Origin of the sequence: Rhodopseudomonas sp. WA056 (assembly GCF_010906995.1) — a bacterium.
Taxonomy (GTDB): domain Bacteria; phylum Pseudomonadota; class Alphaproteobacteria; order Rhizobiales; family Xanthobacteraceae; genus Rhodopseudomonas; species Rhodopseudomonas palustris_G.
Window position 1 is genome coordinate 32262 of sequence record NZ_QPFS01000019.1, and the last position, 20287, is coordinate 52548.

18 protein-coding genes are annotated in these 20287 nt (G+C 66.8%); 5 read left to right on the forward strand and 13 right to left on the reverse strand.

Going from position 1 to position 20287, the window contains the following annotated elements; genetic code table 11:
• Positions 1-80: 80 nt before the first annotated feature.
• Complete coding sequence (locus DU475_RS06340; RefSeq protein WP_164631332.1) at positions 81-1460, reverse strand: cytochrome P450; 1380 nt, start codon at positions 1458-1460, stop codon at positions 81-83.
• A gap of 122 nt (positions 1461-1582) precedes the next feature.
• Positions 1583-2887: an adenylate/guanylate cyclase domain-containing protein gene (locus DU475_RS06345; RefSeq protein ID WP_349644162.1), complete on the reverse strand. Its 1305-nt coding sequence runs from the start codon at positions 2885-2887 to the stop codon at positions 1583-1585.
• 145 nt (positions 2888-3032) lie between these two features.
• Here DU475_RS06345 and htpX point away from each other — a divergent pair, with 145 nt between their 5' ends.
• Positions 3033-4001: a zinc metalloprotease HtpX gene (gene htpX, locus DU475_RS06350; RefSeq protein WP_013500734.1), complete on the forward strand. Its 969-nt coding sequence runs from the start codon at positions 3033-3035 to the stop codon at positions 3999-4001.
• A 265-nt stretch (positions 4002-4266) separates the two neighbouring features.
• Entirely contained in the window at positions 4267-5682 is a 1416-nt protein-coding gene (locus tag DU475_RS06355) for an MFS transporter (RefSeq protein ID WP_164631336.1), read from the forward strand.
• Here DU475_RS06355 and DU475_RS06360 read toward each other — a convergent pair.
• The 4 genes from DU475_RS06360 to DU475_RS06375 all read right to left on the reverse strand — a co-directional run bounded on the left by DU475_RS06360 (position 5679) and on the right by DU475_RS06375 (position 10392).
• On the reverse strand, positions 5679-6866 hold the full coding sequence (locus tag DU475_RS06360) for a pyridoxal-phosphate-dependent aminotransferase family protein (protein ID WP_164631338.1): 1188 nt from the start codon (positions 6864-6866) through the stop codon (positions 5679-5681). The genes DU475_RS06355 and DU475_RS06360 overlap by 4 nt on opposite strands.
• Positions 6867-6922: 56 nt before the next feature.
• On the reverse strand, positions 6923-7777 hold the full coding sequence (locus tag DU475_RS06365; RefSeq protein ID WP_164631340.1) for an LssY C-terminal domain-containing protein: 855 nt from the start codon (positions 7775-7777) through the stop codon (positions 6923-6925).
• A 29-nt stretch (positions 7778-7806) separates the two neighbouring features.
• Positions 7807-8538 (reverse strand): thermonuclease family protein, encoded by a 732-nt coding sequence (locus DU475_RS06370; protein WP_164631342.1) that lies wholly within the window; start codon positions 8536-8538, stop codon positions 7807-7809.
• Positions 8539-8652: 114 nt separating this feature from the next.
• On the reverse strand, positions 8653-10392 hold the full coding sequence (locus DU475_RS06375) for a hypothetical protein (protein ID WP_164631344.1): 1740 nt from the start codon (positions 10390-10392) through the stop codon (positions 8653-8655).
• A 442-nt stretch (positions 10393-10834) separates the two neighbouring features.
• Here DU475_RS06375 and DU475_RS06380 point away from each other — a divergent pair, with 442 nt between their 5' ends.
• Positions 10835-11701 carry a caspase family protein gene (locus tag DU475_RS06380; protein WP_164631346.1) on the forward strand — a complete coding sequence of 289 codons (867 nt, stop codon included), beginning with the start codon at positions 10835-10837 and terminating at the stop codon, positions 11699-11701.
• Positions 11702-11791: 90 nt separating this feature from the next.
• Here the strand turns inward: DU475_RS06380 and DU475_RS06385 are convergent, their stop codons facing one another.
• Together DU475_RS06385 and DU475_RS06390 are read right to left on the reverse strand one after the other, a co-directional pair.
• Entirely contained in the window at positions 11792-12550 is a 759-nt protein-coding gene (locus DU475_RS06385) for a carbonic anhydrase (RefSeq protein ID WP_142881820.1), read from the reverse strand.
• Between the two features lie 90 nt (positions 12551-12640).
• Complete coding sequence (locus DU475_RS06390) at positions 12641-13273, reverse strand: S24 family peptidase (protein WP_234713376.1); 633 nt, start codon at positions 13271-13273, stop codon at positions 12641-12643.
• Between the two features lie 326 nt (positions 13274-13599).
• Between DU475_RS06390 and DU475_RS06395 the strand changes: the two genes are divergently transcribed.
• Both DU475_RS06395 and DU475_RS06400 read left to right on the forward strand, forming a co-directional pair.
• The gene (locus DU475_RS06395; protein WP_047309268.1) at positions 13600-13944 is read left to right on the forward strand and encodes a DUF952 domain-containing protein; all 345 of its coding nucleotides are present in this window, start codon (positions 13600-13602) and stop codon (positions 13942-13944) included.
• Positions 13941-15035: a quinone-dependent dihydroorotate dehydrogenase gene (locus DU475_RS06400; protein WP_164631348.1), complete on the forward strand. Its 1095-nt coding sequence runs from the start codon at positions 13941-13943 to the stop codon at positions 15033-15035. The genes DU475_RS06395 and DU475_RS06400 overlap by 4 nt, the downstream gene beginning before the upstream one ends.
• Positions 15036-15361: 326 nt before the next feature.
• Here DU475_RS06400 and DU475_RS06405 read toward each other — a convergent pair whose 3' ends face one another.
• The 5 genes from DU475_RS06405 to DU475_RS06425 all read right to left on the reverse strand — a co-directional run.
• The gene (locus DU475_RS06405) at positions 15362-16096 is read right to left on the reverse strand and encodes an MBL fold metallo-hydrolase (protein WP_047307698.1); all 735 of its coding nucleotides are present in this window, start codon (positions 16094-16096) and stop codon (positions 15362-15364) included.
• Positions 16097-16242: 146 nt separating this feature from the next.
• Positions 16243-16950: a carbonic anhydrase gene (locus tag DU475_RS06410; RefSeq protein WP_164631350.1), complete on the reverse strand. Its 708-nt coding sequence runs from the start codon at positions 16948-16950 to the stop codon at positions 16243-16245.
• 136 nt (positions 16951-17086) lie between these two features.
• The gene (locus DU475_RS06415) at positions 17087-18346 is read right to left on the reverse strand and encodes an MATE family efflux transporter (protein ID WP_205524250.1); all 1260 of its coding nucleotides are present in this window, start codon (positions 18344-18346) and stop codon (positions 17087-17089) included.
• Positions 18347-18425: 79 nt separating this feature from the next.
• Positions 18426-18728, reverse strand: coding sequence for a DUF6460 domain-containing protein (locus tag DU475_RS06420; RefSeq protein ID WP_013500748.1), 303 nt, complete (start codon positions 18726-18728; stop codon positions 18426-18428).
• Positions 18729-18801: 73 nt separating this feature from the next.
• A partial coding sequence (locus DU475_RS06425; protein WP_246700258.1) for an ATP-dependent DNA ligase occupies positions 18802-20287 on the reverse strand: 1486 nt, incomplete at its 5' end.

Genomic DNA, 20287 nt, shown 5'->3' on the forward strand with positions numbered 1-20287 from the left:
CAAAGCAATCCAGGGCTCGGTGCCCTGAGCTCTGGATTGCGTTGCTTCGCTCTCAATGAGGGTCGAAGTTGCTCCGCGAACTACTTCGCCGGCGCCACCTGGACCCGCAGCCCGTCCTTCGGCTTTGGGATCGGCCACATCTGCCATGCGGTCTGGTAGTTCGGCGGCAGCGAAAGGTCGAGGTTCTGCAACAGGTGTACGGCGAAGCACTTCGCCTGCATGTAGGCGAAGTTGAGCCCGAGGCACATGTGGGCGCCGCCACCATAGGGAATCCAGGCGAAGCGGTGGCGGCCGCGGGAGGCGTCGTCGGTGAAGCGCAGCGGATCGAACCTGTCCGGGTTCGGCCAGATCTCCGGCATGTGGTGGGTGTACAGCGGATTGACCGCCACCATGGTGCCGGCCGGAATCGTATAGCCCTTGAAGCTGAAGGCGCGCGTCGCCCGTCGCGGCAGCGACGGCACCGGCGGCCGCAGCCGCATCGCTTCCTTGAACGCCATTTCGGTGAGCGGCAGCGCGTCGAGCTGTTCGAAGCCGATCGGCTCGCCCGGCTTCAGGCCGAGGCCGGCGATCTCCTCGCGCAGTTTCTGCTGCCATTCCGGATGCGCCGCCAGCGCGGCGACGAACGAGGTCAGCGATGAGGTCAGCGTGTCGTGCGCCGCCATCATCAGGAAGCTCATGTGATCGATGATCGCCTGGTTCGACAGCAGCGCGCCGTCGTCGTGGGTGGCGCGGCAGAGCTGCGAGAACAGATCGTCGCCGCCCTTGGCGCGGCGGATCGGAATCTGTTCGGCGAAGTAGGCGACGATGCGCTGCCGGCCCTTGACGCCGCGGGCCATCGCGGTGCCCGGCCACGGTTTGCGGATCGGCGCCACGGAGGCCGCCACCATGTCGATGAAGGCGCGGTTGACCTCCTCGGTCTCGGCGCCGATCGCGGTGCCGAGGAACGAGGTCGCGGCAAGATCGAGGGTGAGCTGCTTCATCGCCGGATAGCACAGCATCTCGCCGGGCCGGCTTCGCCACTCTGCGATGCGACGCGCGATGCCGGCGTTGAGTTCGGCCAGATAGGACTGCATCGGCCCGGCCTTGAACGCCACCGACAGGGTGCGCCGGTGCAGCCGGTGCTCGTCGAAATCGAGCATCATCAGGCCGCGCGGAAACAGCCGGCCGAGGATCGGGCCCCAGCCATGGGTCGAGGAAAACAGCTTGGTATTGTCGAACAGTACCAGCTCGTTGGCCTCAGGCCCGAGCAGGGTGATCGAGGTCTCGCCGAGCACGCGGCTGCGATAGACCGGACCATAGGTCCGCGCCATCTTCTCGACCTCGCCCTTCGGATCGGCGAGCACCGCGAGCGTCCGGCCGATGATCGGCCAGCCTTCGTCACCGGGAATGTGGGCGAGCGCACTCGGCTTTGGTGGCGACAGCCGTGCGACGAGTGACGAATCCGCAACCTGGATCGACATGGGGCCTCCCTGGGGCATGTTGTATCGGCCATGCGGAGGTGTGCCCCCGTTCTGTGGCGCGTTGCAGTTGAAAATAGGAGGCGTGCGCTCGGCTTGGCAAGGCCAAACCGACGCACCGAGGATTATGACGCAGCGGCCAGCGGCTGGCGCAGCGGCGGTTCGGGCGGCGCCAGGATCGTCATCGGGACGGTGACGCCGCGCAGCGGGTAGTCGCCGAGCGGCTCCAGCGGTGCGTCGATATGGGCCGCGGCCGCCGCCGTCACCAGGATGCTGCGGCCGATGCTCTTCTGCAGTGCTTCGACCCGGCTGGCTTCGTTCACGGCCGGTCCGATCACGGTGAAGTCGAGCCGTTCGGCGGCGCCGATATTGCCGAAGAACACTTCGCCCTCGTGCAGCGCGATGCCGGCGCGCAGCGGCCGCCAGCCGTCGCAATTCACGCCCGCCGGATCGATCAGGTTGAGCCGCGACAGGCCCGCCTGCGCTTCCATCGCCGCCGTCAGCGCGGCGTTGCCGGCGGCGCGCGGATTGTCGCCGAGCGGAAACACCGCCAGCAGACCGTCGCCGATGAACTTCAAGACGTCGCCGCCGTTGCGCAGCACCGCGTCGGCGAACACCTCGAAGTACGCGTTGAGCAGCGCGATCATGTCGTTGCCGCACAGCCGGTCGGACAAATCGGTGAAGCCGCGCAGGTCCGACATCCAGATGATGGCGCGGATCGGCTCGCCGGCGCCGCGCTTGATATCGCCGCTCAGCACCTTGGCGCCGGCCACCGGACCGAGATAGGCGCCGAGCGCGTTGATGGCGATCCGGGTCGCGACGTGACGGCCGACATGCAGGCCGAACAGCGTCAGCAGACGCTGGAACTGCGCCAGATGGTCGTCGCTGAACCCGCCGGGTTGCGTCGTCGCCAGGGTCACGGCATGGCGGAAGCGGTCGCCGCCCATCGGCAGCGCCAGATACTCGGTGTAACCGCCGGCCGCGAGGTCGCGCATGATCGGGAATTCCGCCTGCGCGGCGGCGTCCTGCGGATTGCGCCGGGTCGCCTTGCCGCCCTCGAACAGGTGGTGCAGCGGATTGAGCCGGAACGCGTCGGTGTCGGCGGTCGATTGGTTGACCTGGACTTCGTCGCACAGCCCGTCCGAGGCGCGCCAGTTCCAGGCGAAGCCGAGCAACTGCGGATGCAGCGTGCGGATGTGCAGCGTGGCGCGATGCACCGGCAGCCCGGCGGCGGACATCCGCCACAACAGCGATTCGAAGGTCAGCAGCATTTCGGGTTCGGCGGCCGCTTCGTGCAGCAGCCAAGCTTCCAGCTCGGGGATGCTGACGCTGGCGGGCACGCAAGCAGGGCCGCGCTGGCTGCGCCGGATGATGCTGACGCCGGTCGGATAAACGCGCATCGCGTCGGGTGGAGCGGTTGGATCGGTCACGCCTGAACTTTCGTTGAGGATTGCGGCGGCAGCGAGCCGCGACGGCCTGCCGCACAAGGCGATCTTGCCCCGGCCGGCGGCATTCCCCATCTCACGGATGCGTTATCCGGGCTCCCCAGAGGAGCGGAGACGCAGGAGGAGGACCATGAGTTACTTCAAGACCGCTCTCTTGCTCGCCGGCCTGACCGCGCTGTTCATGGGGGTCGGCTATCTGATCGGCGGCGCCAACGGCGCGCTGATTGCGCTCGTCGTCGCCGCGGCGATGAACATCTTCACATATTGGAATTCCGACCGGATGGTGCTGTCGATGTACGGCGCCCACGAGGTCGACGAGCGCACCGCGCCGGATCTGTACCGGATGGTGGCGGAACTGGCCGGCCGCGCCTCGCTGCCGATGCCGCGGGTATTCATCATGGACAACCCGCAGCCGAACGCGTTCGCCACCGGCCGCAATCCGGAGAACGCCGCCGTCGCCGTGACCACCGGGTTGATGCACCAGCTTAGCCGTGAAGAACTCGCCGGCGTGGTGGCGCACGAGCTCGCGCACATCAAGAACCACGACACGCTGCTGATGACCATCACCGCGACGATCGCCGGTGCGATCTCGATGGTGGCGCAGTTCGGCATGTTCTTCGGCGGCAACCGCGAGAACAACAGCGGCCCGGGCCTGATAGGCTCGATCGCGCTGATGATCCTCGCCCCGCTCGGCGCCATGCTGGTGCAGATGGCGATCAGCCGGACCCGCGAATATGCCGCCGACGAGATGGGCGCGCGGATCTGCGGTCAGCCGATGTGGCTCGCCTCGGCGCTCGGCCGGATCGAAGCCGCCGCGCATCAGGTGCCGAACGTCGACGCCGAACGCTCGCCGGCGACAGCTCACATGTTCATCATCAACCCGCTGTCGGGGCAGGGCATGGACAATCTGTTCGCCACCCACCCGTCCACCGACAACCGGATCGCGGCGTTGCAGCGGCTCGCCGCCGAAATCGGCGGTTCGGCCCGCTCGGCGCCGGCGTTCGCGCGCAGCAGCGCTGCGCCCTGGAGCGGCACCCCGCGCGGCACCGGTCGCAGCCCCTGGGGCGGCCAGCCGCGTGGCCGAGGTCCGTGGGGTTAGTCCACGGCAGGTGATCGATGCTTCGAAGGCCCCGGTTTGCCGGGGCCTTTTTGCTGATCGGTGACCTTCATCCGTCATTGTGAGGAGCCGAAGGCGACGAAGCAACCATAAACGCCGCACGCAGGTCTCCTGGAATGCTTCGCTGCGCTCGCAATGACGCCGAGAGACTGTTGCCGAGCGACGGCTGTTTACCTGGCTGGTAATCGACCCGATGATGGCGGGCTGCGACCGTGAGGCAGCTCAAGCCTTGCCGGGATCTGCCGCCATGCATCGGACCGTTGCCGCAACGATCGATAATTCCCGCCGCTGGCGGGTGCTGGCGATCGTGGTCGCCGCGCAGTTCATGTTCGGGGTCGATGCCTTCATCGTCAACGTCGCGTTGCCGACGATCTCGACCGAACTCGGCGCGTCGTCGTCGCAGCTCGAGGCGGTGATCGCGGTCTACCTGATCGGCTACGCGACGCTGATCGTCACCGGCGGTCGGCTCGGCGACATCTTCGGCACCAAGACGGTGTTTCTGCTCGGCGTTGCCGGCTTCACGCTCACCTCGCTGTGGTGCGGGCTGGCGCGCTCCGGTCCCGAACTGATCCTGGCGCGGCTGGCACAGGGCACCACGGCGGCGTTCATGGTGCCGCAGGTGCTGGCGACGCTGCATGTGCTGTTTCCCGATGCTGCGCGCGCCAAGGCGTTTGCGATCTACGGCACCGTGCTCGGGCTCGCCGGCGCCACCGGCTTCGCGCTCGGCGGCCTGTTGGTGACGCTGGATCTCGGCGGCTTCGGCTGGCGGTCGATCTTCTACGTCAATGGCCCGGTCGGGCTGATCATCATCGCGGCAGCCGCCCGGGTGATGCCGCAGACGCCGCGGCGGCCGGGCACGCGGCTCGATCTCGGCGGCGCCGTGATCCTGTTCGCCGGCCTCGTCTGCGTGATCGGGTCATTGCTGTTCGGCCGCGATGTCGGCTGGGCCGGCTGGGTCTGGGCCGTGATGGCCGGCGGCGGCGCGATGCTGGCGCTGTTCCTCCGCTACGAGCGCCGCGTCGCCGCACGCGGCGGCATGCCTGTGGTCGATCTGACGTTGCTCGCCGACCGCGCCTTCGTCCGCGGCCTCGGCGCGGTGTTCTGTTTCTTCTTCGCCAACCAGTCGTTCTATCTGGTGATGACGCTGTACATGCAGCTCGAGCTGAACGTGCCGCCGCTGCAGGCCGGCTTGGTGTTCCTGCCGCTGGCGCTGGCCTTCGTAATCGCGTCGCGGCATTCCGGCGCGCGGGCCCGCCGTCGCGGCACGCTGGTGCTGATCGAGGGCTGCCTGCTGCAGATCGCCGGTTTCGGCCTGATCGCCGTAACGGTGACGGTGATCGCGACCCCGACGCCGTTCGAGCTGGCGCTGGCGCTGCTTGTCGCCGGCTACGGCCAGGGGCTGGTGATGGCGCCGCTGTCGGGCGTGGTGCTGTCGAGCGTGCAGGCGACCAGCGCGGGCTCGGGCTCGGGTCTGTATGGCACCACCACGCAGATCGCAAGCGCGGCCGGTGTCGCGGCGCTCGGCTCGGTGTATTTCACGCTGGCGCAAAACGGTTCGGGCCGTCTGGCGCTGCTTGGCGCGCTGGCGCTGCTCGGGCTCGCGATCGCGGGCTGCATCGGGCTGCTGCGCTGGATGCGCCGCGCCGTGGCGGTGGCGGCCTAAGCCGGCACGTTCTCGGCGAGGCACGCCACTGCAGCATCGACGCCGCCGCGGCTGTGCGGGATGCCGAGTGCGGTCAGCGCCATCTCGATGACACCGAGGGTGCCGAGCACCATCGGGGCGTTGACGTGGCCCATATGGGCGATCCGGAACGCCTTGTTCTGCAATTCGCCGATGCCGACGCCGAGCACCACGCCGCACTTCTCCTTGCAGTAGCGATGCAGCGCCGCAATGTCGTGACCCCCGGCGGCCCGCACCGTGGTGACGGTGTCGGCGCGTTCGTCCGGATGCTCGATGTTGAAGCCGAGTACGTTGCCTTCGGACCAGACGTCGACCGCGCGACGCACTGCGCCGGCGAGCAGATGATGACGCCGGAAGGTGTTGTCGAGGCCTTCGGCGAACAGAATGTCGAGCGCCTTGCGCAGCGCGAACAACAGATGCACCGGCGCGGTGCCGGCGTATTTCTGGTAGTGCTCCGGCCCGTCGCGCTCGCTCCAATCCCAATAAGGCGTGCGCAGGCCGGCGCGCTGGTGCGCGGCGCGGGCGCGGTCGCCGACCGCGACGAACGACAGGCCGGGCGGCGACATCAGCCCCTTCTGCGACGCCGACATCGCCACATCGATGCCCCAGGCATCCATCTCGAACGGCATGCAGCCGAGCGATGCCACCGCATCGACCATGAACAGCGCCGGGTGGCCGGCGGCCTTGATGGCGCGGCCGATCGCTTCGAGATCGTTGCGGGCGCTGGAGGCGGTGTCGACCTGCACCACCACGATCGCCTTGATGGCGTGCTCGGTGTCGCGGCGCAGCCGCGCTTCCACCTCATCGGGGCGGACCGCGCGGCGCCAGTCGCCTTGCAGCAACTCGACGTCGCAGCCCATCGCGCGGGCCGCGTTGCCCCAGCCGACCGCAAATCGTCCGCTTTCCAGCACCAGCACCTTGTCGCCGCGCGACAGCACGTTACTGATCACCGCCTCCCAGGCGCCGTGGCCGTTGGCGATGTAGATGTAGGACCTGCCCTTGGTGGCGAACAGCCGGCTGAGATCCGTCAGAAGCCCCTCGCTCAGCGTCACCATTTCTTTCGAATAGATGTCGAGCGCCGGGCGGTGCATCGCCTGCAGCACCTCGTCGGGCATGGTGGTGGGGCCGGGAATCGCCAAGAATTCCCGTCCGGCGCTGACGACCATGATGCTTGTCCCTGTGGTGAGAGGTGCTGCGACCATGCCGGGCCGCGGAGCCGATTTCAAGGCGCGGTCGTGCCGGGCTCGATTGCGCTCGTGACGGTGCGGAAGATCTGATCTTTGATCTCGGTCGCCAGCGGGCTCGGCAGAATTTCGGCCGGGCTTCCGCGCTTCTTGCAGCCTTCGGCCAGCCGCAGGATCCAGACCTCGCCATCGGTGTAGTACAAATCGCCTTCGCCGTTGCGGCCGACGATGGTCGGGCCGACGCCGGTGATCTGATATTTCGCATCGACCATCGCGGCGGCTTCCAGATCGGCGGCGAATTGGTCGCGCTCGGCGTCGATATCGGGGGCGATGTGATGCGTCACCGCGCCGGTATAGTGGCTGACGCCGACGCCGCGGTCGAAGGTGGCGCTGCCGAGCCAGACCGGGCGGCCTTCCTGGCCGCTGTCGAGCACTTTCCACAACCGCACATGATTGCGCCGGTCGGCGCTGCGTCCGTCGGGTTTCTCGAAGGCGAGATCCTCGCGGCGATCGAGATAATACAGGCTGGACACCGGCGCGTCCGGATAGGGCCGGTCCAGCAGCACGCTGCCGGCGATCGCGATCGATGAGCGCAGCGTGATCGGATCGGCCGGATGCCAGTTCGCCGCCAGGATCGCGCAGACGATCTCGTGCTGGTCGCCGATCAGCCCGACATTGATCGGATCGCCAGGAATGCCCTGCGCGGTGCGCGTCACCATCGGCAGGTCGGCGAGTTTGCTCTGGTGTTCGTAATGGGTCCAGAACAGCGGCAGCGCCATATAGGCGAGGATCGCGTAGCAGCCGATCAGCACCACCGAGATCTGCCAAGCCCGCCGCAGCCGGCGTCTGCGCGGCCGCTGCGGATGCGACGGATCGTGTGCTGTCTGCTTCAACGTTCGTCCCCGAAGGTCGGCCTTGCGGACTAACGCCGCGTCTCGCGGCAGCCCGCGGCCTCGGCTTCCTCCACCGAGCAGAACCAGCGGGTGCCCTTGCTGATCTTCATCCGGATCTTTGCGTACCAGCGGCTGGTCGGCTTATGGTAGATGCAGAACCCGGATTTGTTGACGTTCCCCTTGATTGTGCAATCCGGCGACGGCGCCACCGGACCGGAGGCCGAGGCGAGCAAGGTCCGCCGGGCATCTTTCGGCGGCTTGGTGGCGCCCAGAATCGGAGTCTTGCTGCTGCGCACCCGCCACGCCCAGGGCGCGATGAACGAGCCCTGCCACAGCCCGGCCTTGGCGTCGCGCGCCGCCTTCTCATCCGGCTCATAGGCACGCGAATGCTGCAGATAGGCCAGCGCCCAGCCGCTCTTCACCATCCATTGGGCGATATCTTCGCCGTCGACGTCGCATTTGGCGATCGCGCGGCCGGCCTTGTCGACACGCTGGACATGGCAGGTCCAGCTCTTTCCGGCGGTATGCTGAACCAGCGCGTCGCGTGCGGCGACCCCGCAGGTCCAGCGGTCGCCCTTCGGATTGAGACAGAGCTGATCCAGCCCGGGTGCGTCGATGCCGGCGAGGCGGATGCGTGTCTTGCCGATCAGCGCATGGTCACCGTCTCGGATCTTCGGCAGGCCGCTGACGTCGGCGGCCCGCGCCGTCACCGGCAGATGCAGGAGCAGAAGCGGCAGCAGCCATTTGATCAGCTTGACCATGCGTCGACCTTCCCGGCAGTCATCCTTGCCGCTCACCAGGTTCGCCGATTGTGCTGAATCTTGGGCCGCCGGGCCAGCGCCGCGGCCATGCGGTGCTTCAACTTCGCGCGAAGCTCAGCTTTGCTGCACCGGCTGCAGCAGCGCCTTGCGGGCCAGCGCCAAGCCCATCAGCACGAATGCAGAAGTCACTTCCGGCCCGCCGACCAGGATGCGGGTCGGCGTTTTCATCTTGTTCCATTCATAGGCCTTGAACGGGGCGCGGCCGCCGCCTTCGCCGAGATGGCTCAGGATGCAATGCAGGGCCGGCGCGAATTGCGCAGGGTCGCCGCCGAGATGGCCGAGCGCGATCAGCGCCAGCGCGGCGTCGAACACGTTCATCTCCTTGGCGATCAGTTCGTCCTGCACGTAACCGAGCACGCGCTGGCGGATCGCTTCGAACACGCCGTCCGGATCGATCGTTCGCCTGGCGGTCTCGTCCAGCGCCCGGAACGCTGCGTAGCAGCGGCCGAAATACGCGCAATACAGTTCGGGCAGATAGTAGACGTGTGATTTCGGATCGGCGAATGCGCCGCTCGCCACCAGCCGGCGCTGGAAATCGACGATGCGGCGCACCGTCTCCAGCCGCGCCGGCGTTTCGACGATCCGCCAGCGCGCGCAATTGCGGAAGCAGACCTCGAGCACGTCGAGATTGAGCGTCGGATCGAGGTCGTTGCCGAACGGGCGCTCGCCGGCCAGGCTGTCGATCCAGGTGACGATGCCGCCGTTGTAGTCGATCGTGTGGTTGAGCGGCACCGTGACCATCGGCGCGTTGGCGCCCGCGCGCACCTGATAGGCGCTGTAGAAGTCGATCAGCGGCTGGTCGATGATCGGATCGGACGAGTTCGCCTGGGTCGCGGCCGAGATCGAGCAGGCGGTGGTGTCGCAATCCGGCACGTAGACGCCGAAGCCGAGATTCCGCTTGATCTGGGCGAAGAACCGCGAGAACCGCGGATGCGGCGGCGGCGCCAGTGCGGTGATCACGTCGAACGGCTCGCCGTCCGGCGTGCGCACTCGCTCGCGGCTGGTCTTCAGGCAGAACTCGGCCATGTCGGCGATGATCCGCCGCGCCGCCCGGGTGTCGTCGGGCGTGCCGAGACCGGTATCGATGAAGCCGAGCAGCGCCTCGATGTAGAACGCGTCGTAATAGGCCGAACGATGACGGATCTGCACCGGCGACCACATCGGCTCGGCGATCCCGCACCAGCGCGGATTGATCACGCCTTCTGCGGGCGATCGGGCGATGAATACCCGCGCCAGATTGAACAGCAGCGTCGAGTTCTTGTAGCTGCGCGCGTTGAGCCCGGTCAGCGCCGCCAGGAACGCGCGGCCGTCGAAATCCGGATCGCCGATCAGGTTGAACGCCGCATAGGCCGGCAGGAAGCCGTTGCGGCTCCAGGACTGCAGCAAATGATCGCCGCAGGCGCGGATCGCGCTGTCGATATCGGCGAGGCGCGGCGTCTGCGGCGGCGCCACCCAAACCGGCGGATGCGGGTGCTCCAGCCTGACGCTGTCGATCAGCTCTGCGATCGGTGCCCCGATCGCAGCCCAATCCGGCTCGGCGTCGTCGCGGGCGCTGATCAGTGCGTCGCGAAGGCTGCGGAATCGAACCGGATCCTTGAGCTCCGGCAGCCCGGCCTTGCGCAGCAGCGGTCGGAGCGCCGGGTTGCCGAGCGCGGTGTTGTAGAATTTGGAGATGTGCGGGTCGCCGTGCTTGTGGCCGCGGAACACCGGGTCGCACAGGTCGTACAGCGTCGGCGCTTCCTTCCGGGCGGTCAGCGCGCGGTACGCCGCGCCGGCCATCTTCAGCACATCCATGATCGTCTTCCGCGCGCCTGAACGTCTTCCAGTCATTGAGGAATTGCATGGACCGGCGGGGAATACAAACCGCCGCGTCCGGCTTCGCCCCTGATCCGGATCGTCAAGGCGTAGGACAGAACAGACCGCCGCCAAAGATGAAAATTGTCGCAGTACAGATCAGTGAAGCATTCGCGGCGCTGCGTGATGTTCCTCGCGGTTGTCGCGATGGAGCGCCAGTTGAATAGCAAAGATCAGCGGTACGGCAGGGCAGGCGGGCTGTCCTCGTTCGACGGTCGGAGTTCCTGATCGCTTGCCGGAGCGAGCTGAACTGTTTAATGAATTGTTATTGTGCGGCGCCGCAAATTGAGCGCAATTCATAAGCAGAAGACCCGCTCATCCCCTGAACCTGAACGGTAGCGATGCGACGAATGCCTGCGCGCGCCGATAAGGACGATTGACGATGAAGATCCGGTTGCATCGCTTGTCACGGCGGACCCTTACCGCGGCAACGGCCTTGGTGGGCGTCGTGTCGCTGGCGATCGGTGCGAATGCGGCGTTGAACAAGCGTCCGGTCGAATCCGCCGGCGCTGCCGCGCCGGCCACCGAACAGGCAACCGCGACCTCGTCACGGCTGGCGCTGGTGATCGGCAACGCCCATTACCCCGATGCCGCAGCGCCGCTAGTCCAGCCGATCAACGATGCCCGTGCGCTCAGCGCCAGGCTGCGCGGCGACGGCTACGACGTCGACATGATCGAGGACGCCCGCCGCGACGATATTCTGCGCGCGGTTCAACGCCTCAAGACGCGCGCGCGCAAGGACGCGACCGTGATGCTGTTCTTCGGCGGCTACGGCATCCAGTCCGGCCGCGACAATTACATGATCCCGGTCGACGCCAAGATCTGGACCGAGATGGATGTGCGCCGCAGCGGCGTCAGCGTCGAGCAGGTGCTGGCGGAGATCAGGGCCGCCGGCGCAAACGTCAATCTCGCGGTGCTCGATGCCTCGCGCCGCAATCCCTTCGAGCGCCGCTTCCGCACCTATTCGCACGGACTGGCGCCGATCGAGACGCCCGCCAATGCGCTGGTGATGTCGGCGGCGACGCCGGGTCAGGTCGCGGACGACAACGACGGCGCCCACAGCGTACTGGTCGGGGAATTGCTCAGCTCGCTGGCGTCGCCCGCAGGCGCCGAGGCGGCGTTCGCCCAGGCGCGGGCGGCGGTGATCAAGGCGACCAACGGCGCCCAGGTGCCGTCGATGACTTCGTCGCTGGTCGCGGACGTGCCGCTGGTGCCGGTCGCCGATGCGACGCCCAAGACCGGCGGCTGAGCCGCCTTCCGCACATCATCCTGGCTGAAACGAAAAGACCTGACGCGGCGCCCGCGTCAGGTCTTTGGTTTGAGCAGATGCTGTGATGGCTCAGTTGGACTGCAGCACGAAGCGGCGGTTGTCCTTCTGCACCGGACGGGCGTTCATCGGATACAGCTTGGCGAACGCCGCGACGTCCTCGGCAGCGACCGTGATCGGATCGGTCAGCACCATCCAGTCGACGATCTCCGAGCACGGCGGCGTGGTCAGCGAGCCTTCGTAGCGATAGTAGCTGAGCTTTGCCGGCAGCAGCGCATTCGGGTTGATCGCTGCGTCGGCCTTCACCGCCGGTCCCTCGCTGTGCGGCATGGTCGCGACGATCTTGGCGAAAGCCGCGTTGCTGGCGCCTTCCTGCATCAGCACACCGACCACGCCGAGCGTGCCGGAATCCATACGGTGGACGAAGTGCACTTCCATCGGGAACGACTTGCCGTCGATCAGGTGTTCGCTCGGACGATGGAAATGGAATTGCACCAGCTTGAAGGTCGCGCCACCGAGCTTGAGCGTCGAGCCCTCTGCCATGTTGAGCTGGATGGTATGGCCGTTGTTGACGATGGTGTCGGCCGTATCGGCCCACTGCACCTGCAGCGGAAACAGGTTGGCGCCGACGGTCGAGCGAATGTCGACCGGCGATTGCTGCACGCCGATCGAGCAGATCTGGTTGGCGGGATCTAGCTCGCCCCATTTCGCCGGAGCGCCGTCGCCTTCGTAGCCCCAATGATGGGCGCCTTCGGCGGCGACGCCTGCGGTGGTGCAAAGGGGGCATAAAGCGAGGCCGGCAAAGGCCTTCAGGATATTGCGACGGTCCATCGGACGTCTCCCGGGTTGCTGCGCGGAACCAGCATTGCGCGGCTCGGGAGAAAAAGTGAAGTGGGACGAATGAACGATGACGGTGTCTTTTTACTGACTGGCCCAGACGATGCGGCCGATCCATTCGACCTCCGACGGCGCAAACGTCCGGTCCGGGTGGCTGGGATTGAGCGACGCCAATTCGATGACCTTGGCGGTGCGCCGCTTCAATTCCTTCACCATCACTTCGCCCTTGGTGGTCTTCACCACCACCCGGTCGCCGCGGTGCACCGCGGCGCTGGGCGAAACCACGACGATGTCACCGTGGCGATAGGCCGGCTTCATCGAATCCCCGGAGATCTGCAGCGCGTAGGCGTGTTCGTCGCTGATCGACGGCAGTCCGATCTCCTCCCAGCCCTTGCCGACCGGAAAGCCGCCGTCGTCGAAATAACCGCCGGAGCCGGCCTGGGCGAGGCCGAGCAGCGGCACCGACTGCACCACCCGGGGACGGTCGTGGATCAGTTGCACGAAAGTATCGATCGCGGTGTTGGTGGCCTGCAGCGCCTTGGCGACTGACTCGGTCGACGGCCAGCGTTCGCGGCCGTCGTTGGTGATCCGTTTCGACTTGTTGAAGGTGGTCGGATCGAGGCCGGACTTCTTGGCGAGTCCCGAGGGAGACAGGCCGGACCGCTCGGCCAGCCGGTCGAGCGCAGTCCAGATCTGATCGTGCGTCAGCATTTGCATCGGAGGCACCCGAATGCGCCGTTGCTTCGGCGAGGCGAAACGAACTTTATACTAGGAATTATTGCCTTAATTGGCGACGATATGCAATCCTGTCCGGCAACAAAAACACAAGCTCTTGCGGAGCCCCGGAGCGGCCGATACGGTCGGGCCGAGGTTCGGCCGATGGCCGGGCGACCGAATGCGCGCGGGTCCGCTATGCGGGATTCGATTTTGCGCTTCCGACGTGCGCAACTTATTGTTTCAGCGGATGTTTCGGTCGCCCAGAAATTTGCGGGACCGATCGCCGCCGCCCCTGGAACCAGCCGCAACGACGGGAACTCGCGCCCTTGCGCACGATTTACAAGATCTGTGACGCCGCGGCCTGGCGCGACGCCGAACGGGCCGCGGTCTACCGGGGCAGTGCCGACGACGCTCGCGACGGCTTCATCCATTTTTCGACTGCGCCGCAGCTCGCCGGGACGCTCGCCAGGCATTATGCCGGCAAGGCCGATCTGAAATTGATCGCGGTCGACGCCGCGGCGCTCGGAGACGGGCTGCGCTGGGAGCCGTCGCGCGGCGGCGAATTGTTTCCGCATCTCTATGGCGAGTTGCCGATATCGGCGGTGACCGGCGTGCACGATCTCGCCACTCGCCCCGATGGCAGCCATCTGGTGCCGGAGCTCGCGCCGTGATCCGCGCTTTCGATGCCGTCTCGCTGCCGCTGCTGCGCTGGCTCGATCCGGAAGACGCGCACCGGCTGGCGATCCAGGGCCTTAAACTGTGGCCGCCGGCCAAGCCGCGTCCCGACAATCCCCGGCTCGCGGTGCGCGCCTTCGGCCTGAACTTCCCCAATCCGGTCGGAATCGCCGCCGGCTTCGACAAGAACGCCGAGGCGCCGGATGCGCTGCTGCGGCTCGGCTTCGGCTTCGTCGAGGTCGGCACGGTGACGCCGAAGCCGCAGGCCGGCAATCCGCGGCCGCGGCTGTTCCGGCTGGAGCGCGACGAAGCTGTTATCAACCGCATGGGCTTCAACAACGACGGCGCCGAGGTGGTGCTGCGCCGGCTCGCGGCGCGCGCCCAATATGGCGGCATCGTCGGGGTCAATGTCGGGGCCAACAAGGACAGCGACGATCGGGTGGCGGACTACGTCAAGCTGATCGAGACCTTCGCGCCGCTGGCCAGCTACTTCACCGTCAACGTGTCGTCGCCGAACACGCCGGGCCTGCGCAATCTGCAGCAGGCCGCCGCGCTCGACGATCTGCTGGCGCGGGTGATCGACGCCCGCGAGCGGGTGCGGGCGGCGGCGGGCGATACCCCGGTGCTGCTCAAGATCGCGCCCGATCTGTCGCTCGGCGAACTCGACGACGTCGTGCACATCGCAAGGTCGCGGCGGGTCGACGGCATGATCGTCGCCAACCCCACAATGTCGCGCCCGCCGACCTTGCGCGACCGGACCCGGATCGGCGAGCAGGGCGGGTTGTCCGGCCGGCCGCTGTTCCGATTGTCGACCCGGATGGTTGCGGAGACCTATGTGCGCGCCGAGGGTGCGTTCCCGCTGATCGGCGTCGGCGGCATCGATTCCGGCGGCGCCGCGCTGACCAAGATCCGCGCCGGCGCCACGCTGGTCCAGTTGTACTCGGCGCTGGTCTATAAGGGCCTCGGCCTGGTTGAGAGCATCAAGGCCGACCTCGCCTCGACGCTGCTCCGCACCGGCCGCGATTCGCTGGCCGAAATCGTCGGCGCCGACGCGCCGATGATCACTGCGGAAGAATGGCCGATCTGAACGGCTTGTTGTTCTCACCAGGTCGTCATTCCGGAGCGCTCGCGCAGCGAGCGAACCCGGAATCCCGCAGTTACCTGGCCGAGAAGTCTGTCCCGCTGAATCGCTGTAGTGCCCAGAATCTCCAGATTCCGGGTCCGCTCGCTGGCGCGAGCGTCCCGGAATGACTCCCCACACAACACGACTGTCATCCTGGGGCGCGCGTAGCGCTCCAGTCACGGGTGTCATTCCGGGGCGCTCACGAAGTGAGCGAACCCGGAATCCCGTAGTTATCTGGCACAGAGGTTCCGGGTTCGCGCTGCGCGCCCCGGAATGACTCGTTGAGAGTTCTACAGCGGCACGATCAGTCCGTCGCTCGCCGCCATGTGGGGGACGGTGTCGAGCTTGTGCAGTACCTCGTCACCCATGTGGGTGAGAATGACGCGCTTCGGGTTGATCTCCGGCAGATGCGTCTCGAGCGCCTTCAGGCTGATGTGGTTCTTCACCGTGCGATCGTAGGTGTAGGCCTCGCAGATGAACAGGTCGGCGTCGTGCGCGGCGGCGACGAGCTGATCGGTCCATTGCGTGTCGCCGCTATAGGCGAGGATGCGGCCTTCCGCTTCGATCCGATAGGCGAAGAACGGCCCGCCGGAATCGCCGTGGACGACCGGGAACGGCGTCACTGTCACGGCACCGAATTGTCGTGCGACGCCCGGCTCCAGTGCCAGTACTTGCAGATCGAAACTCGGCTTGGTGGCGGAGGAATGCTCGAACATCGCTTCCATCAGCCGCGTGAGGCGGATGTCGATGCCCTGCGGGCCGGCGATCACCAGCGGACGCTTGCGCTTGAGAAACTTGGCGTCGAGCATCAGGAACGGCAGTCCGCCGAAATGATCGCCGTGGAAATGCGTAATCAGGATCAGGTCGAGATCTTCGCGCAGGATGCCGTAGCGCTTCAGCGCCGGCATCGAGGTGGCGCCGCAGTCGATCAGGAAGTTGACGGTCTGGCCGGAAACGTGAAAGCAGGTGTTGAGGCGCCCACCGGAGCCGAGCGCGTCGCCACAGCCGACAAATCGTACCTGCATTTCGCGTTCCGTCGATCTGGCTCAGATGCCATCGCCCACTCCTAGGCTGTCTGTGCCCGGAACGTAACCCGTACCATCGCCGGATGCCGCGACCGTTGCGCGCAGGGACGATGCTGTTCGCCCCGGCGCGCATCTCACAGGCGCGGTCAGATCAATACGACCTTGCCGCTGGCCAGATCGTACACGCCGCCGACCACCCGCAGTTTCTTGCTGCTCACCATGTCGGCGAGGATCGGTTTCGACTCCTGCAATTGCCGGACATTGGCCTGCACATTGGCGATCACCGCTTGGTGCCGCAGATCGTCCTCCTTCTTCTGGAGGACCGGCTCGATGCCGGGCTTCATCGCCCGCACCAGATCGCCGATATGGCCCGGCAGGTCGTTGCCCTTCTGCAGCGCCGCGACGGTTGCGTTAACGGCGCCGCAATTGCTGTGGCCGAGCACCATGATCACCTTGGTGCCGAGCACCGCGGCGCCGTATTCGAGGCTGGCGAGGCCGTCCTGGGTGACGAAGTTGCCGGCGACGCGGACGACGAACAGGCTGCCCGGACCCTGGTCGAACGCCAGCTCCGGCGCCACACGGGAATCGGCGCAGCCGAGGATCGCGGCGAACGGTGCCTGGCCTTCCGCCCGCGCGGCGCGGCCCGCGGAGAAGTCGCGCTCGCGCATCTGGCCGGCGATGTAGCGCTCGTTGCCCTGCATCAGCTTGTCGAGCGCGGCGTCCGGCGTATCGCTCGGCGCATTCGCTTGGGTCTGCGCCTGCGCGGCGAGGGGCAGAGAGGCCGCGGCGAGCAGGCCCAGCCCGCCGGCAACCAAGTTACGTCGCGACACGCCGCTCGAACACGTCTGGCACATTCCGTCTCTCCCTTGTTCGATCTGTTATCTGGGAGCGATGGTATTTGCGGAGTTTCGAGATGCGAAGAGACGTTTCTTCGCACGTGATGCGGGTATCAATATCGTGTTAATTGCGGCGGCAGGATTTGATGAAAATTCAGTGCGCCGTGAACGAGCTTCGCACCATCGCCGGATAGCGCAGCGCCTGCAGACCGCCGCGCCAGACGTAGTGCGACAACAGCGCGATCCACAGTCCGGTGTTGCCGAGCGGCCGCAGCGCGAACCACGATGCCAGGAACAGGACCAGCGACAGCAGCATCAGATTGCGCATCTCGCGCGCCCAGGTGGCGCCGATGAACACGCCGTCATAGGCGAACGCGAACACGCCGAGCATCGGCGCCAGCGTCACCAGCCAGAGATAATCGCGCGCGGTGCGACGCAGCTCCTCGTTCGAGGTGATGAAGTCGATCAGCATCGGGCCGGCGAGCGCGTAGATTGCGCTGACGACGAGCGCGAAGCCGAAGCCCCACAGGATCACCAGCCGTGTGGCTTTGACGAAGCCGGCGCGGTCGCGCGCGCCGAGGGTACGGCCGCAAAGCTGCTCGGCCGCATTGGCGAGGCCGTCGAGAAAGAACGCGCTGATCATCAGGAAGTTGTTGAGCACCGCGTTGGTGGCGAGTATCACGTCGCCGCCCTGCGCGCCCTTCGCGGTGAAGAACAGGAACACCGCGATCAGCGCCGCGGTGCGGATCATGATGTCGCGATTGACCGCGAACATCCGCTTCAGGCGATCCGGGTCCAGCAGCATCGCCCGCGGCACCTGGAACAGGCCGCGGCGTCGCGCCGCGATCGCCAATCCGATCAGCAGACCGGAGCCTTCGGCGATCACCGCCGCGATCGCGGCTCCGGCGATGCCGAAATCGAACCACAGCACCAATAGCACCGTGGCAATGATGTTGATCAGGTTGACGGCGATCTGCACCGCCAGCGCCAGCGTGGCGCGTGCCTGTCCGACCAGCCAGCCGAGGATCGCGAAATTGGCCAGCACCAGCGGCGCCGACCAGATCCGGATCGAGAAATAGGTGCCGGCTGCTGCGCTCACCGCGTCGCTGCCGCCCATCGCGCCGATCAGCACCGCCGCGAGCGGCGCCTGCAGGGCAATCAGCCCGAGCCCGATTGCGGCGGCGATCAGCAGTCCGCGTAGCAGGTGCGCCGGCACTTCGCGGCTCTCGCCGGCGCCGATCGCCTGGGCAGTGAACGCCAGCGTGCTCATCCGCAGGAAGCCGAACAGCCAGAACAGGCAGTCGAACAGCACCGAGGCCATCGACACGCCGCCGAGCAGCGCGGCCTCGCCGAGCCGGCCGATTGCGGTGGTGGCGACGACGCCGAGCAGTGGTGTGGTCAGATTGGCGACCATCGCCGGCCCGGCGATGGAGAACACCTGCCGGGTGGTCACGGCCGAATTTGCGGACTCCACGGCGAGGCGCAGGCGGCCGTCAGCGTCCGCGCGGCGTGCTGAACAAGCGGCTGAGCAGCCAGATCGGGATCACGATCACGGCGCCGAGCAGGAAGTAGCGCCACAGCCCGCTGATCGCGTCGAATCCCAGCTCCCAGATCCGCTCGAACAGCAGCCGGATGCTGGTGACGATGTTCCACGGATCGAGGCCGATCGCCGCCAGCACGACACCGACCAGGATCGACATCAGGATCAGGCGAAATGCCACCGCCATCGGCGAGCCGCCGAGGAAACGCGTCATCCTGTCGTCGTTGGCCGGCAGATCCCGGATGTCGTCTCGCATCGTCATGGTCCTCGCGCGCGTGGCTTGCGCATCATATTCGGTGCAGGGCAGATGGGGAACCGGCCGTTTGCCGTCAATGCCTGCGGGCGCCGGCCGGGTGCGGTTTCGCGGATTCCGCCTTCAGCATCCGCTCCAGTGTCTCGAGCCGGTCGGCATCCTTCGGCGGCTTGTCCCAGCGCAGCCGGCTGATGCGTGGAAACCGCATCGCCACGCCGGATTTATGGCGCGGCGAGCGCTGCAACCCTTCGAACGCCACTTCCAGCACCAGCCCCTTGTCGGGTTCGTGCACGACGTGGCGGACCGGGCCGAACTTCTCGGTGGTGTTGCGGCGGACGAAGCGGTCGATTTGCAGCAGCTCCTCGTCGGTGAAGCCGAAATACGCCTTGCCGACCGGTACGAGCTGATCGCCGCCATCGCCCTCGGTCCAGACCCCGAAGGTGTAGTCGGAATAATACGACGAGCGTTTGCCGTGGCCGCGTTGCGCATACATCAGCACGGCATCGATGATGCGCGGGTCGTGCTTCCATTTCCACCACTGGCCCTTGGGGCGGCCGGGCAGATACGGCGCATCGCGCCGCTTCAGCATCACGCCTTCGACCGCGTCGGCATCGAGCCCAGCGCCGGCGCTTGCCGGATCGCGGCGGGCGGCACGGAGGCCATCCCAGTCGTCGAACGCGACCATCGGCGACAGATCGACCTTGGGATCGCCGAGCCTTGCGATGAAGGTTTCCAGCCGGATGCGGCGTTCGGCGAACGGCAGCGTCCGCAGATCCTCGTCGCCGTCGCCGAGCAGGTCGTAGGCGCGCAGATGGATCGGATAGTCGTTCGTCAGCTTCGGCGTCACGCTTTTCCGGTTCAGCCGCTGCTGCAGCACGTTGAACGACTGCACGCGCTTGTCTCGCAGTACCAGCAGTTCGCCATCGATCGCACCCGGCAGGCGCAAGGACGGCAACAGATCTGGGAAACTCATGGTGATGTCTTCGCCGCTGCGCGAATACAGCCGCACCACGCAGTCGCCATGTTCGTCGAGGCCGCTGACGGCCTGGACGCGGATGCCGTCCCATTTCCATTCGGCGATGTAGTCGGCCGGGTCCATTCCGGCGAAGTCGGTGTCGTCGACCGCATGGGCCAGCATCACCGGGCGGAACGGCGCCGGATCGCGGCTCTCCGGCTGCGGACCGCGGCCTTCGAGCCAGGCGAACAGTTCATCGTATGGCGGCTCGATGCCGGGCCACACCAGTTCGACATCGTGCGGATCCTTGTTGCCGAGCGCCGCAGCCGCGGTCTTGGCGAGCCGCGCCGATACCCCAATCCGCAAGCTCCCGGTCACCAGCTTCAGTAGCGCCCAGCGCCCCGTCTCGTCGAGTTCATCCAGCCAGCGCGCCAACTGCGCCGGCAGCTCGGCCTTGCCGAGGCTATGCAGCGTGGTGACAATCTCGGTGAGCGTCGGCGGCGGGGGATTGTTGTGGCCGGTCTCCATCGTGGCGCTTGACGATTGAGCAGGACCCTCTCCCGATGCACGGCGAGCTCCCTCTCCCGCTTGCGGGAGAGGGTTGGGG